The organism is Arthrobacter sp. TWP1-1 (assembly GCF_049897845.1).
Taxonomy (GTDB): domain Bacteria; phylum Actinomycetota; class Actinomycetes; order Actinomycetales; family Micrococcaceae; genus Specibacter.
This window is the reverse complement of the sequence record NZ_JAFCXC010000002.1, coordinates 91,470-105,512: the sequence shown is the minus strand read 5'-3', so window position 1 is coordinate 105,512 and position 14,043 is coordinate 91,470. Positions and strand designations below refer to the sequence as shown.

The following is a 14,043-nucleotide window of genomic DNA, read 5'->3' as shown; positions in this document are numbered from 1 at the left end:
GGCGAGGATGATGCCGAAGAAGTCGCGAGCTATGACTCGAGACTTCCTACCTACGGGGTCAGCCTGGTATTCCTCAGTTCAACGTGCTGAGGTGCTCCCGGGAGTACGAGATCCGGTCGTCGAGTCGACCGCTGGAGACCTTGTTCACCCATTCTGGATCAGAGAGGAGCGCACGACCAACTGCCACAATGTCGAACTCTTCGCGCTCGAACTGCGCCAGCAGTGGCTTCAAATCGGTGTTGGCAGCCTTAGCATCCTTGTTCCATGCGTCCGTGAAGACCGCGTCCAGTCCAACCGAGCCAACCGTGATGGTCGGCAGGTCGGTGATCGCCTTGACCCAACCGGCAAGTCCGCACTCCCCTTCCACGCCAGAGAGTTCCGGAAATGCTGGCTCCCAGTGTCTGCGCGTCGACGGATGCAGCACATCAACGCCGGCGTTGACCAGTGGTGCCAGGACCTTCTCTAGCTGCTGCGGTGTTTGGGCGATGCGTGCGTCGTAGTGGCCTTCTTTCCACTGCGAGAACCGGTAGACGATTGCGAAGTCCGGCCCCACAGCCGCACGAATCGCAGCGATGACCTCTGCCGGGAAATTGGTGCGCGCCTCGAGTGAGCCTCCATACCCGTCCTCGCGAACGTTCGTCTGTGCCCACAGGAACTCATCGAGGAGATAGCCGTGAGCACCATGGAGTTCGACGCCGTCGAAACCAGTCATCTTTGCGTTCACGGCTGCGTCAACCCAGAATTGCTTGAGTTCATCAAGGTCGGAACCGGTCAAGGCTCGACCAAGGGGTGACCCATCAAGGCCCAGTCCCGACGGGCTGACCGTGACAACACTGGGGTTAAGACTGGGCTCGTTGCCCCGCTTTACACCCAAGTGCCACAACTGGGGAATAATCGAGCTGCCCTCGGCATGGACCGCGTCGACAACGCTCTTCCAACCAGCGAGACTTTCCTCGCCGTAGATTCGAGGAACGCGCGTGTCCGGACCCGCTGCAGGATGAGGAATCAGGGTGCCTTCCGTGATGATCAATGAAGTACCTCCGGCCGCGCGCTTGCGGTAATACTCGGCAACATCATCTTGAGGAACACCACCTGGTGAAAATGCACGCGTCATCGGCGCCATGGCGAATCGATTGCGTAATTTGAGGGACTTCACCTCAATCGGGGTGAAGAGTCCGGATACTTCAAGGGCGGGGTTCTGTACTGCTGATTCCATCATGTGAGGGGAACCTCCCTGGGATACCCCGTATTCCTGATGCGACCACAACTTGAGCCTTGTCACATGGAGGAATCTCTAATCCATTAACAACATGAATCCTAGGCAAGCCCATGGGCGGACGAGCCCCGGCACCTTTTCATGAATGCACCGGCTGGCTGCAAGGCTCGAAGTCTGGATTCATCCGGCCGGCACCGCCAACGAAGCGCTGCTAGAGCAGCTGGTCAGGAAATCGCAACTCCCGTTTTCACGGGGTGTTGCACCGGCCACTAGAACGCGCCCTCCCCCTTGACAGAGTAATTGATTATGTTCATTATTGAGTATACTCATGTTTAGTATTAGCGGAACCCCGCCGAATAGCTACCCAGCACAGTTTGGAGCAAGCAACCGTCATGGCGAACACACAGCAAGGACAGAACTCCGTTCCGGTGCGATTCGTCGATTCTTCTACCCGCACCGTGGCTGCGGCGGGAGTGGAATTCGTCTACCGCGAACTCGGCAGACAGCACGGCGGCGTACCCCTAATCGGACTGACGCATCTGGGAGCCAACTTGGATAGCTGGGACCCGGAGGTCGTAGACGTCCTAGCCGAAAGTCGGAGAGTCATCCTGATCGGGTACCGCGGCGTCGGGGCTTCCAGCGGGTCGGTGCAAGACCGTTTCGAGGACATGGCCACGGACATAATCTCCGTGATTCGGGCGCTGGGGTTGTCTCGAGTGGATGTGTTCGGGCTGTCAATGGGCGGCATGGTCGCCCAGGAGATACTGCGGCAGGCTCCCGAGCTACTGGAACGGGTGATCTTGGCCGGTACTGGTCCGCAGGGCGGACCCGGGCTGACGTCGATGACTAAGGTCATGATCCGGAACATCCTCCGCGGTCTGATCACGTTCACGCCCGCCACGACACTATTGTTCTTCACCCGAACGTCTAATGGCAGGCAGTCCGCGAAGGCCTATCAGGCCCGGATCAAGCAGCGTCATACTGGTCGCGACAAGCCGGTGGCCCCATCAGTGATGCGCGCTCAGCTGCGCGCGGTGAATCTGTGGGGCCAAGAGCAGCCGCAGGACAACACGTTCACTGGCCCGGCACTCATCCTGCACGGCGACAGCGACCGGATGGTCCCACTGGAAAACGTTGACCCACTGTTGGCCCGGTTCCCACACGCCGAGGTACGCGTCTTCACCGACTCCGGCCACGGCGTCGTTCCTCAGAACAGGCACGCTGTCACCGACATCATCACGCGGTTCTTGCAGCGCTGACAGCCATTACCAACCCCAAGACTCATAACAAGGAGAAATCATTATGCGAGCGTTCGTTTTCGATAAATACAAGGCACCCCTGCACGAAGGCCAGGTTCCCGAGCCCACCGTAGGCGAGCGAGATGTCCTCGTGCAGGTGCTCGCAGCGGGAGTGAACCAGCTCGATGAGAAGATCCGCGAAGGCGAATTCAAGGCGATCCTTCCTTATACAACCCCTCTGACTCTGGGCCACGACGTCGCCGGCACCGTCATCAGTACGGGCAGCAAGGTGACAGGGTTCAAGCCTGGCGATCAGGTGTATGCCCGCCCGCGGGATCACCGCATCGGCACCTTTGCTGAACGCATCGCGATCAACGAGGCCGACCTCGCCCTTGCACCCTCCACAATCAGCGCCGTAGAGGCAGCATCGCTGCCTTTGGTGGCCCTCACGGCGTGGCAGGCCCTCGTCGTCAGAGGGAACGTTCAACCTGGCCAGAAGGTCCTCATCCACGCTGGCGCGGGAGGCGTCGGCTCGATCACGATCCAACTCGCCAAGCACCTCGGCGCCCATGTCACCACCACCGCCTCCGGGAAGAACGCGGACTTCGCCAGAGAACTCGGCGCCGACGTCGTCATCGACTACCGCACCCAGGACTTCGAGAAAGAACTCTCCGAGTACGACCTAGTTCTGGACAGTCTTGGCGGGGAGAACCTCGAGAAGTCCTTGCGCATCCTCCGCCCTGGCGGGAAGGCAATCGGGATTTCCGGCCCTCCCGACCCTGCCTTCGCGAAGAAGTCGGGCTTGAATCCGGTACTGCGCCTGGCGATCACAGTGCTGAGCAGCAAGATCCGTAGGCAAGCGAAGAAGCTTGGCGTGAGCTACGAGTTCCTCTTCATGGACGCCAGCGGCGACCAGCTCCGTCAGATCGCGACGCTCGTCGACAACGGCGCGCTGCGCCCGGTCGTAGGAAAGACTTTTCCCTTCAATGAGACTCCACAGGCCCTCGACGCACTGGCCAAGGGCGGCATCCGCGGAAAAGCCGTCATCACCGTCCCGTAGCCGCACCGCCCCAGACCGACAGATCAGCACCACGCCAATGTCACGAGCTACTAAGAGAGAACATCATGAACCCAGCTAACGAAGCTGTCATCACGTCCTACGCAAAAGCCCCAGCGAAGACCATCACGGCAGGAGGCGTCACGTTTGCCTACCGCGAGCTCGGCCCGAAGGGCGGTGTTCCCGTCGTGTTCTTCGTGCACCTGGCGGCAACCCTAGACAACTGGGACCCGCGCATCATCGACCCGATCGCTCAATCTCGGCATGTCATCACCTTTGACCAGCAAGGCGTCGGCGCCTCCTCCGGCACAGTACCCGACACCCTAGAGGAAGCCGCGGACGACGCCTACAAGTTCATCACCGCGCTCGGATTCGACAAGATCGACATCTTCTCATTCTCAATGGGCGGGATGATCGCCCAAGACCTCATCGTCAAGCACCCAGACCTGGTCGGCAAGCTCGTCCTCACCGGGACAGGAGCACGCGGAGGGAAGGACATGGACAAGGTTGTCGGAGTGACTTACTACGACATCTTCCGCTCCATCATGACCCGCTCCGATCCGAAGGAATTCCTCTTCTTCAACCGCGACAGCGTTGGCAAGCAGGCCGGGAAGGCGTTCGTCGAACGCCTCAAGGAGCGCACCACCGACCGCGACAAGCCCATCAGCAACAAGGCATTCAGCCGCCAGCTCAAGGCCATCCAACGGTACGGGCGTTCCGCGCCGTCGGACTTGTCAGTGATCACCCATCCGACCCTGATCGCCAACGGCGACAACGATCGCATGGTCCCCTCCATCCTCTCGGCCGATCTGCATCAGCGCATCAAGGGCAGCGAGCTGATCATCTACCCCAACTCCGCTCATGGCGGTATCTTTCAGTACTGGGAGAAGTTCGCACCCATCGCCGCGAAGTTCCTCACCATCTAGACCGCCGAGCCCACCGAACCCCTGTAGGAGAACCGCATGAGCGACACGACCCAACCGGTCCCGTCCAAGCACTTCACATCCTCGATCCTGCTGTGGATGCGCACCGACAAGCTTCGCCAAGATGGTATGGATCGGTGGAAGGGGCCGCACTCAGGCATCATCGCCGCGACCCCCGGCCTCAACGAGTATCGGCAGATCCACCTCGCCGAACAGAATCCCGGCCGCTGGCCCGTCGCTGCTGGAATCGAGACCGCGATCCCGGATGATCGGAAGATCGACGGGATCGCGGAAGTCACGTTCGAGAACGCCCTCGCCCCCATCGCGGGGCGCAAGCAGACTGCGCTGGCATACGAAGATGAGGTCAACATCTTCCGGCGCACACTCCTCCACGCGGGCCCTCCCGGAACGTCCCGTTGGTACGACGTCTCCCCCGGTGAGAAGCCCACATCCTGGTCGATCATCTACCTGCGTCGAGGGAAGGATGAAGGCACGATCGCATTCCACAAGTTCCTCAAGAAGGAACTCACCCCTGTACTGATCGAGACGGGGCTAGTCACGAAGTTGCGCACACAGGTTTTCCTGCCCTGGAATGAGAAGACGTGGGACACCCCGAACGTTGCCCACGACAACCCCTCCGAGCACCACCTGCACGCTTCCGTGATCCTCGGATTCTCCGACGACGCTGCACGCGATGCGTTCTACGCCGGCAGCACCGCGCAACTCACCGAGCTGCTTGCCCCGCACGTATCCGCGATCCACGCATACGACGTCGAAGCCATCCTCACGTTTGTGCGGGACGGTCAGGTCCTCCCCCACTACGACGACTGACCGCACCCTCTCGACACATGCCCTCCCCAACGCACCGGACGGGCCCCGGTCTTTGCTCGAGTCAGTTGCACCGTGATACGACCGGAATGCGCCGTGGTGTGGAAACGGCCACCCTAAGTTCCCGTCCGGTTGAAATATCCAGTGGGTGGAAACTATGACCCGTACTTGTTTTGGTGCTGAAGACGATTTATCTTTCGCATGGGCAACCCAGCTACTCGAATACCCGGTGCCAGACTCCACGGAAGTGGGTTCAAGCTATTTCATGGACACCTTGATTAGCGGAGCCGGACGCAAGTATTCTTCGAGTTCGAATCCCCTGCTCATTTCAGAATCTGGGTCCCTTGCCTTGCGGGTGTCTTCACAAAAAACAACGTGAACACCAGGGCCACAAGTGCGGTGGCCACGAGCAACGACAAGCCGATGGCGTACTTGTAGTTCGCAGCATCAGGATCGTACGTCATGCCCATGATCAGCGGCGGAAAGTATCCGCCCAGCCCGCCTGCAGCGCTGACTATGCCGCTGATGCTGCCCACCTTGCCCTCCGGGGCCAGCACGCCCACCCACGCAAAAACGCCACCCGTGCCCAGCCCCAAGGCCGCCGCCATGGCGAGAAACACCGGGCCAGCCTGCACATCCGCGACCGGTTCCAGGGCCACCAACCAGCCCAGCACAGCCACCCCCGCCAGCGAGATGAGGACTACGGGCTTGGAGCCGATTTTGTCCGCAAGAACGCCACCGATAGGCCGCGCGATCACGGCAGCCACGGCAAATCCGGCCGTACGGGCACCCGCAGCTGACGGATCAAACGCGTAAACGTCGCGCAAATACGTGGGCAGGTAGGTGGCAAAGGAGACAAAGCCGCCAAACACTACTGCGTACAGGAAGCACATTTTCCACGTCACGGCCAGCTTGGACGCAGCCAAAAGCTTGGGCCTGACGGGATCCGTGCTGGGTGTCCAGCTAGGGGCGTTCTTCATGAAGAACCACACCAACGCCGCCATGAGCGCCAAGACGCCGGCAATAACTAAATGTGTGGGCACGTAGCCGATGGACTTCACTAGGCGCGGGTTCAAGAACGCGGCCAGCGCGGTCCCGCCCATGCCGGCGCCAAAGACGCCTGTGGCAAAACCTCGGCGGGCAGGCGGATACCAGGCGCTCACAAACGGAATGCCCACAGCAAACACGGTGCCGGCAACACCGAGCAGGAAACCGGCTGCCAGCACCAGCACAAACGAGTTCAGGGCTCCACCCAGAGAAACCAGCAGCACCATGGGAATGGTGGAGACCAGCACAAAGGTGAACATTGCTCGTCCGCCGAATTTGTCGGTCATGGTGCCCACCACGATGCGGCCCAGCGATCCGACAAAGATGGGCATGGCCACCAGGATGCTCATGGTTCCGGCGGACAGCTCCATGTTCAGGGCGTAGTGGGTGCTGAGCGTGGCGATCACGTTCCACGCCCAGAACCCCACCACGGACGCTGCGGTGGCGAGGGTCAGGTTCAAGGCCTGGCCCTTAGGTGGTGGCACTACTACCGCCGTTGCCGGCTTGTGCTGTGTCATGGTCTCTCCCTCAAAGTCATGGCCGGGTTCTTAGCGTTGTCGGGTGTCCCGGTCGCGAGTGCCAACATCAGACCAGCCTTTGCGGTTGCGGACACTGGGGCCCTTGTCGCGGGAACGGTAGACAATGTACGGGCGGAACAGGTAGTGCAAGGGTGCGGTAAAGGCGTGCACCAGGCGGGTGAACGGCCACACGATAAACAGCGACATGCCCACCAGCGTGTGGATGTGGAACGACGTCGGCGCTGCGGCCATCGCCGCTACGTCAGGCTGGAAGATGAACAGCGACCGGAACCACGGCGAGACGGTGTCACGGTAGGTAAGCCCGTGCTCGTCAAAGAACACACTCGCCAGCGTCGTCCACAAGCCGAAGACAATGGCCGCCAGCAGCACCACATACATGAGCTTGTCATTTTTAGTGGTGGCCATGAACACCGGGCCGGTTTTGCGGCGGCGGTAAATCAGCAAGACGATACCGGTGAGGGTGCCCACCCCGGCGATGGAGCCGACAAACAAAGCGTTGAAGTGGTAGAGGCTCTCGGACATGCCAAGAGCCTCAGTCCATGACTTCGGGATGACCAGACCGAAGAAGTGTCCGGCAATGACTGCCAGCAGGCCAAAGTGGAAGATGGGCGAACCAATGCGCAGGAGCTTGGATTCATACAACTGTGAGGACCTGGTGGTCCAGCCGAATTGGTCATAGCGGTAACGCCAAATGGAGCCACCGACCAAGACAACGACCATGACATACGGCAGCACGCCCCACAAGAAAATATCCATTGCTTAGGCCCCTTTCATGGGCAGCAACCGGGGATCATAAGGATCCAAGCCCACGGATTCGGTGGGCGGGCCATGGCCGGCCATCCGCATGACGGCCTGCTCATCCAGGGGTGATGCACCCGGCAATGTGCCACACACGGCGGCCAGGATGTCCGTGTGTGGCAATTTGTCACGGAGCAGCCCGAATTTGATCAGTTCCACGCTGGGCCGATATTGCTGCAACAAAGCCTGCCCTCCGGCCAGGTCAACGGTGGCCGCATATTCAAGGACCATGGGCAAATAGTCCGGCAGTTCGCCGTGGGTGTTCACCAAACTGCCACTGCCGCGGTACACCTTCTTAAACGCACCCAGTACTTCACCGCGGCGCCGGGTGTCCCCGTCAGTCCAATAGGAAAGGTGCAAGGCATGACGCTTGCCCAGATCAAATTCCTGTACGTACTGCCCCTGCAAGGCCATCAGGTCCATGGTCTCAAACTGACGCAGCACAGCCTCAAACGGTGCCAAGGCCCCGCCGAACTCGCCCAGCGCCGACCGCATCAAAGGCACCCGGGCGAGCAATTCGTCGTCGGGGTAGGAAAGGCACCAAGCCGCGGCCAAGTAGGTGACCCGTACCTTCTGGCTCATGCCCCGCCACCGCCATCCGGCGCGGCGGCGGCGGCGGGGCCGGCGGATGGTGCCGACGGCTCACGCGGGTGCTGCTGTGGAAACAACCCGGCTGGTGCACCATTGCCATCCCAATTGAGCAAGTTCACCCGACCCTTCAATGTGTCGGCGCCAGCCACCGAATCGGAAGTCTGCCTGTCCTGCAGAGCGTGGAAGGTCTCAACGGCCACTGGGGTGGGCCGCCCGCTGGCCTCTCCGAACGGGGAGTCACCCATTGCACCCATGCCCGGGCCGCCGTCGAAGTCCAACGAACAACCCATCTCTTCCAAGTCGTGGGCCTGTTCGGCGTGCGCCTTGGGGATGACATAGCGCTCGTCGTACTTGGCGATGGCCATGAGCCGGTACATCTCGTACATGGTGGCCCCGTCCATGCCCACCGAGGCGGGGATGGAGTCATCGGGGTCGTTGCCCATCGAAATACCGCGCATGTAGGAGCGCATTGCCGCCAACTTTCGCAGCACCTCCGTGACCCGCTCCGTGTCCCCTGCCGTGAACAACTCGGCCAGGTACTCGACGGGGATCCGCAGTGCTTCAATGGCACCGAACAGCACGTCCTGATCTTCGGCGTCGTGCCCTTGATCGCGGAGCAAATCAACCACAGGAGAGAGCGGCGGGATATACCAAACCATGGGCATGGTGCGGTACTCAGGGTGCAGGGGCAGCGCCAGCTTGTAGACCTTGGTCAGCGCGTACACGGGCGACTTTTGCGCCGCCTCAATCCAGTCTTCGGCGATGCCCTGCTCTCGGGCCGCGGCCATGACAGCCGGGTCGTTGGGATCAAGCAGGACATCCATCTGAGCCTCGTATAGGTCCTTCGGATCGGTGACCGAGGCAGCAGCTGTGACGGCGTCGGCGTCGTACAGGAAGAGGCCCAAATACCGTAGCCGGCCCACGCACGTCTCCGAGCACACGGTGGGCAGGCCCACCTCGATGCGGGGATAGCAGAAGGTGCACTTCTCGGCCTTGCCGGTCTTGTGGTTGAAGTAGATCTTCTTGTACGGGCAGCCCGTCACGCACTGGCGCCAGCCACGGCACTGGTCCTGATCCACCAGCACGATGCCGTCTTCCACGCGTTTGTATATGGCGCCCGAGGGGCAGGAGGCCATACAGGAAGGGTTCAGGCAGTGCTCGCAGATGCGCGGCAGGTAAAACATGAACGTCTTTTCAAACTCAAATTTGATCTTGTCCTCGGACTCGCGGCGAATCTTCTCAACGATGGGATCCAGATGGCCCATTTCCGCGGTGCCGCCGAGGTCGTCGTCCCAGTTGGCGCTCCAGGTGATCTTGGTGTCCTTGCCGGTGATCAGGCTTTTGGGCCGCGCCACCGGGAAATCGTCGCCGAGGGGCGCATCGACCAGCGTCTTGTAGTCGTACGTCCAGGGCTCGTAGTAGTCCTTCAGCTCGGGCTGGACAGGGCTGGCGAAGATCCCCAATAGTTTCTTGACGCGCCCGCCAGCCTTCAACTTCAGACGGCCGCGTTTATTCAGCTCCCAGCCGCCCTGCCACTTTTCCTGGTCCTCGTACTGGCGCGGATAGCCCTGACCGGGACGGGTTTCCACATTGTTGAACCAGACGTATTCCACGCCGGCCCGGTTGGTCCACGCCTGCTTGCACGTGACAGAGCACGTATGGCAGCCGATGCACTTGTCCAGATTCATGACCATACCCATTTGAGCCATAACACGCATTAGTACTGCACCTCCTGGGAACGACGGCGGATGGTGGAAACGTTGTCGCGCTGGTTGCCCGTGGGGCCAAGGTAGTTGAAAGCATAGGTCTGCTGCCCGTAGGCGCCGATCAAGTGCGAAGGCTTGACCAGCAGACGCGTGAGCGAGTTGTGGATGCCGCCGCGGCGGCCGGTAGCCTCCGACTTTGGCACATCAATGGTGCGCTCCTGCGCGTGATAGACATACACAACACCCTCCGGCATGCGGTGGCTAACAACGGCCCGAGCCACCAACACGCCGTTCATGTTCACGCACTCCACCCAGTCGTTGTCCATCACCTCAATGGATTTGGCATCCTGCGGACTCATCCACACCGTGGGTCCACCGCGGGAAAGCGAGAGCATCAGCAAGTTGTCTTGGTATTCGGAGTGGATGGACCATTTGGAGTGCGGTGTCAGGTAGCGGACCACCACCTCTTTCTCGCCATTGGGCCCGAACTTCGGTTCGCCAAACAACCGCTGCATGTCCAGCGGCGGCCGGTAGATCGGAAGCGCCTCGCCAATGTCGATCATCCAGTCATGATCAAGAAAGAAGTGCATGCGCCCCGTCAACGTGTGGAACGGTTTGAGTCGTTCAATGTTCTGTGTGAACGGCGAATACCTGCGCCCGCCAGTCTCCGAGCCTGACCATTCCGGGGACGTGATGACGGGCACCGGACCGGCCTGGGTCATCGCGAAGGAAATATGCTTTTCCTCAGATCCCTCTGCCAGGTCCGCCAGCTTCACGCCCGTCCGCTTTTCAAGCTCCTTGAACCCTGCAACAGCCAACTGGCCGTTGCAGGTTCCGGAGAACGTCAGGATGGCTTCAGCCATCTTGGCATCCGTGTCGATGGCCGGCCGTCCGTGGGCAAACCCGCCCATCATGACCCCGTTCGCCTTGGCCAGATGACCTAGCGCTTTGTCCAGTTTGTAGTTGACGTCCTTGACAGTAAATCCGAGTGTGTCTGCCAGAGGTCCGACGGCGGCCAGCTTGTGGGCGATGGCTGTATAGTCCCGCTCCACAACAGTGAAATTGGGCATGTTTTGCCCGGGCACCCCTTCGATGCCATCCTCACGCCAGTCGCGGACCACGCCGCCGGGCTGGGCGATCTGGCCCACCGTGTCGTGAATAAGCGGCACGCTGACCAGGTCCTTGCGGGTGCCCAGATGCACGGCGGCCTGGCGGGAGAATTCCTCTGCCAGCAGCGTGAACATCTCAAAATCAGTTTTGGCCTCCCACGGCGGATCGATGGCCGGGGTAAACGCGTGCACAAACGGGTGCATGTCCGTGGAGGAGAGGTCATGCTTTTCATACCAAGTAGCGGCAGGGAACACGACGTCGGACAACAAGGTGGTGCTGGTCATCCGGAAATCCGCGGACATCAGGAAGTCGAGTTTGCCTTCCGGGCCCTTGTCATGCCATTTGACATCCCGCGGTTTCAAGGAGGCCTCACTGTCCTGACCCATCACGTTATTGTGCGTGCCCAACAGGTTGCGCAGGAAGTATTCGTTTCCCTTGGCCGAGGATCCAAACAGGTTCGACCGCCACAAGATGAGCGTGCGAGGCCAGTTTTCCGGGGCGTCGATGTCCTCGATAGCTGGCTTCAGGGTCCGATCCTTCAGTGAGCGCGCCACCCACGTCTTCTCATCGGGAGCCTCCCCCGCGGCCACAGCGGCTGTTGCCTGGTCGGCGATATCCAGGGGGTTCTCATCGAAGTAGGGGTAGAACGGCATCCACCCCAGCCGCGCCGACTGCGCCAAGGCGTCGGCCGTATGCATGCCGTCCAGATGCCCGGTGGACAGCGGCGACTTCAAGGCGTCCGCGGAATAGCCGTCCTGGCGCCATTGGTCGGTGTGCATGTACCAGTAGCCGGTACCGATCATGGTCCGCGGCGGTCGCGACCAGTCCAGCGCATTGGCCAACGACACCCAACCTGTGAGCGGACGAGTCTTTTCTTGGCCCACATAGTGGGCCCAGCCGCCGCCGTTGCGTCCCATGCAGCCGGTCAGCATGACCATGGCCAAGATGGCCCGGTAGGTCGTGTCACCATGGAACCACTGACAGATTCCCGCACCCATGATGATCATGGACCGTCCCTTTGACTGCTCAGCATTACGGGCGAATTCACGAGCCACACGGATGCAGGCCTGGGCCGGAACGGAGGTGATTTCCTCCTGCCATGCCGGAGTGTACGGAGTGTTTGCATCCTCGAAGTCTTTAGCCCAGTCACCGGGCAGCCCCGGGCGGCCCACACCATATTGGGCCAGCATCAGGTCAAACACCGTTGTAACTAGGTGACCGTCAACCATGGCCGTGGGCACACCCCGTAGGAGCACTGAGCCGGCACCCTGCGGGTCCTCGAAGCACGGTAAGAGAATTTCGGTGGTTTCGGAGGAGACTTCCATGAGACTCAACGCCGGTTCAACGCCTTCTAAGTCAAGGTTCCATTTGCCCTCGCCGGTCTTGGAATAGCGGTGTCCCAGAGTGCCATTGGGGACAATCGCATGCCCCGTGACCTTGTCAAAAAGCATTGTTTTAAACGCGGCATCCTCCACCCCTTCCTGGCCGGGGATAAATGCTGCGGTGAGGAACTTTCCGGGACTGAACGTCCCGTCGTCGCGCTTCACCAGTCGGATCAGGAAAGGCAGGTCGGTGAATTGGCGGACGTAGCTTTGAAAGAACGGCACCTGCCGGTCGACGAAAAATTCCTTGAGCATCACATGGCCCATCCCCATGGCCAGAGCGGCGTCAGTGCCGGCCGCCGCCGGCAGCCACTCGTCGGCGAACTTCGTATTGTCCGCATAGTCGGGACTGACGGCGATGACCTTCGTGCCGCGGTAACGCACTTCTGTCATCCAATGAGCATCGGGGGTGCGCGTGACAGGGACGTTGGAGCCCCACATCATCAGGTAAGTCGCGTCCCACCAGTCGCCGGATTCCGGGACATCGGTCTGGTCACCAAACACCTGGGGACTGGCAACCGGGAGGTCTGCATACCAGTCGTAGAAGGACGTCATGACACCGCCAATAAGCTGAACAAAGCGGGTGCCGATGGTGTGGCTGACCATTGACATGGCCGGGATGGGCGAAAAACCGGAGACCCGGTCAGGGCCGTAATTCTTGATCGTGTTCACGTGGGCCGCGGCCGCTATTTCGAGGGCCTCGGCCCACGATGTGCGGACCAAGCCGCCCTTGCCACGGGCATTTTGGTACGTTCTGCGTTTTTCCGGGTCGCCGGCCACCTCGGCAAACGCTAGCACGGGGTCCTTAAGTCGCGACTTGGCCTCGCGGTACATTTCCAAGAGCACGCCCCTGGCATAGGGGAATCGAACCCTGGTCGGAGAGTAGGTGTACCACGAGAATGCGGCGCCGCGGGGGCAGCCGCGCGGCTCGTACTCCGGACTGTCCGGACCGACTGACGGGTAGTCGGTCTGTTGGGATTCCCAAGTGATAATCCCATCTTTGACGTAGACCTTCCAAGAACAGGAGCCCGTGCAATTCACCCCGTGTGTAGACCGCACCACCTTGTCGTGGCTCCACCGGTCGCGGTAAAAGACATCGCCCGCACGGCCGCCCTCCCGGAATACGGCGCGTGAATCAGCCGTCTCATCCCACTTGGTGAAGAAGCGGCCCAGCTTCAACATGACGTCAGAGGCAGGCCCGTCAATCCCGGCAACAAATGGTTTGGCAGTCATGGCCCCACCCTAGGGTGAGGGCCAACGCATTACTAGGGCCTTAGGAATAGTCAATAAATGACTGAAGCAATTCTTGAGTACAGAAAACATGCGATTTTCACACTTCGGGGACGGCATTGCGGTGTGCGATGAAGGGACGAATGGCACTGTTGATACTCACGTGTGGCTGCCACGATGAAGTCACCAGTCAGGGTTGATCACCTAACGCGTCTCATTCGAGCCACACAACCGGATTGGAAGGAAAGGTTGTGCCCTGTGGCTCAAATAGCAGAATTGGGGATTTATTGTGGAGCCGTGGAGCGCCCGTGGTGCCAGGCGTGCGGAACTGGCCAATTCCTGCTCATAGAGTCCGTAGCTCCATGTTTGTGCGGCCAT

At 60.6% G+C, this 14,043-nt stretch carries 10 protein-coding genes; 4 read left to right on the top strand and 6 right to left on the bottom strand.

Annotated elements, in window-relative coordinates:
* Nucleotides 1–73: 73 nt before the first annotated feature.
* Nucleotides 74–1,219: an NADH:flavin oxidoreductase gene (locus tag ACP7B9_RS03755; RefSeq protein ID WP_425860887.1), complete on the bottom strand. Its 1,146-nt coding sequence runs from the start codon at nucleotides 1,217–1,219 to the stop codon at nucleotides 74–76.
* 389 nt (nucleotides 1,220–1,608) lie between these two features.
* Here ACP7B9_RS03755 and ACP7B9_RS03750 point away from each other — a divergent pair, with 389 nt between their 5' ends.
* From ACP7B9_RS03750 to ACP7B9_RS03735, 4 genes are all read left to right on the top strand, one after another.
* Nucleotides 1,609–2,475, top strand: coding sequence for an alpha/beta fold hydrolase (locus ACP7B9_RS03750; RefSeq protein ID WP_425860885.1), 867 nt, complete (start codon nucleotides 1,609–1,611; stop codon nucleotides 2,473–2,475).
* Nucleotides 2,476–2,518: 43 nt separating this feature from the next.
* A complete protein-coding gene (locus ACP7B9_RS03745) occupies nucleotides 2,519–3,514 on the top strand; it encodes an NADP-dependent oxidoreductase (RefSeq protein WP_425860884.1) in 996 nt (331 codons plus the stop codon).
* A 65-nt stretch (nucleotides 3,515–3,579) separates the two neighbouring features.
* Entirely contained in the window at nucleotides 3,580–4,437 is an 858-nt protein-coding gene (locus tag ACP7B9_RS03740; protein ID WP_425860882.1) for an alpha/beta fold hydrolase, read from the top strand.
* A 36-nt stretch (nucleotides 4,438–4,473) separates the two neighbouring features.
* A complete protein-coding gene (locus tag ACP7B9_RS03735) occupies nucleotides 4,474–5,265 on the top strand; it encodes a strictosidine synthase (protein ID WP_425860881.1) in 792 nt (263 codons plus the stop codon).
* 320 nt (nucleotides 5,266–5,585) lie between these two features.
* On the opposite strand, the gene ACP7B9_RS03730 is transcribed toward ACP7B9_RS03735, so the two are convergent.
* Genes ACP7B9_RS03730 through ACP7B9_RS03710 form a run of 5 tightly spaced genes read right to left on the bottom strand, consistent with a single transcriptional unit; the run spans nucleotide 5,586 to nucleotide 13,668 of the window.
* Complete coding sequence (locus ACP7B9_RS03730) at nucleotides 5,586–6,827, bottom strand: MFS transporter (protein ID WP_425860879.1); 1,242 nt, start codon at nucleotides 6,825–6,827, stop codon at nucleotides 5,586–5,588.
* Nucleotides 6,828–6,857: 30 nt separating this feature from the next.
* Nucleotides 6,858–7,604: a respiratory nitrate reductase subunit gamma gene (narI, locus tag ACP7B9_RS03725; RefSeq protein WP_425860877.1), complete on the bottom strand. Its 747-nt coding sequence runs from the start codon at nucleotides 7,602–7,604 to the stop codon at nucleotides 6,858–6,860.
* A gap of 3 nt (nucleotides 7,605–7,607) precedes the next feature.
* Nucleotides 7,608–8,228 (bottom strand): nitrate reductase molybdenum cofactor assembly chaperone, encoded by a 621-nt coding sequence (narJ, locus tag ACP7B9_RS03720; RefSeq protein WP_425860875.1) that lies wholly within the window; start codon nucleotides 8,226–8,228, stop codon nucleotides 7,608–7,610.
* Nucleotides 8,225–9,955: a nitrate reductase subunit beta gene (gene narH / locus ACP7B9_RS03715; RefSeq protein ID WP_425860873.1), complete on the bottom strand. Its 1,731-nt coding sequence runs from the start codon at nucleotides 9,953–9,955 to the stop codon at nucleotides 8,225–8,227. The genes narJ and narH overlap by 4 nt, the downstream gene beginning before the upstream one ends.
* Nucleotides 9,955–13,668 carry a nitrate reductase subunit alpha gene (locus tag ACP7B9_RS03710; RefSeq protein WP_425860871.1) on the bottom strand — a complete coding sequence of 1,238 codons (3,714 nt, stop codon included), beginning with the start codon at nucleotides 13,666–13,668 and terminating at the stop codon, nucleotides 9,955–9,957. Before ACP7B9_RS03710 ends, narH begins: the two co-directional genes overlap by 1 nt.
* Nucleotides 13,669–14,043 lie beyond the last annotated feature (375 nt).

Coding starts and splice junctions, on each gene's coding strand:
- ACP7B9_RS03755 (WP_425860887.1), bottom strand. CDS start 1,219: ATGATGGAATCAGCAGTACAGAACCCCGCCCTTGAAGTATCCGGACTC.
- ACP7B9_RS03750 (WP_425860885.1), top strand. CDS start 1,609: ATGGCGAACACACAGCAAGGACAGAACTCCGTTCCGGTGCGATTCGTC.
- ACP7B9_RS03745 (WP_425860884.1), top strand. CDS start 2,519: ATGCGAGCGTTCGTTTTCGATAAATACAAGGCACCCCTGCACGAAGGC.
- ACP7B9_RS03740 (WP_425860882.1), top strand. CDS start 3,580: ATGAACCCAGCTAACGAAGCTGTCATCACGTCCTACGCAAAAGCCCCA.
- ACP7B9_RS03735 (WP_425860881.1), top strand. CDS start 4,474: ATGAGCGACACGACCCAACCGGTCCCGTCCAAGCACTTCACATCCTCG.
- ACP7B9_RS03730 (WP_425860879.1), bottom strand. CDS start 6,827: ATGACACAGCACAAGCCGGCAACGGCGGTAGTAGTGCCACCACCTAAG.
- narI (WP_425860877.1), bottom strand. CDS start 7,604: ATGGATATTTTCTTGTGGGGCGTGCTGCCGTATGTCATGGTCGTTGTC.
- narJ (WP_425860875.1), bottom strand. CDS start 8,228: ATGAGCCAGAAGGTACGGGTCACCTACTTGGCCGCGGCTTGGTGCCTT.
- narH (WP_425860873.1), bottom strand. CDS start 9,955: ATGCGTGTTATGGCTCAAATGGGTATGGTCATGAATCTGGACAAGTGC.
- ACP7B9_RS03710 (WP_425860871.1), bottom strand. CDS start 13,668: ATGACTGCCAAACCATTTGTTGCCGGGATTGACGGGCCTGCCTCTGAC.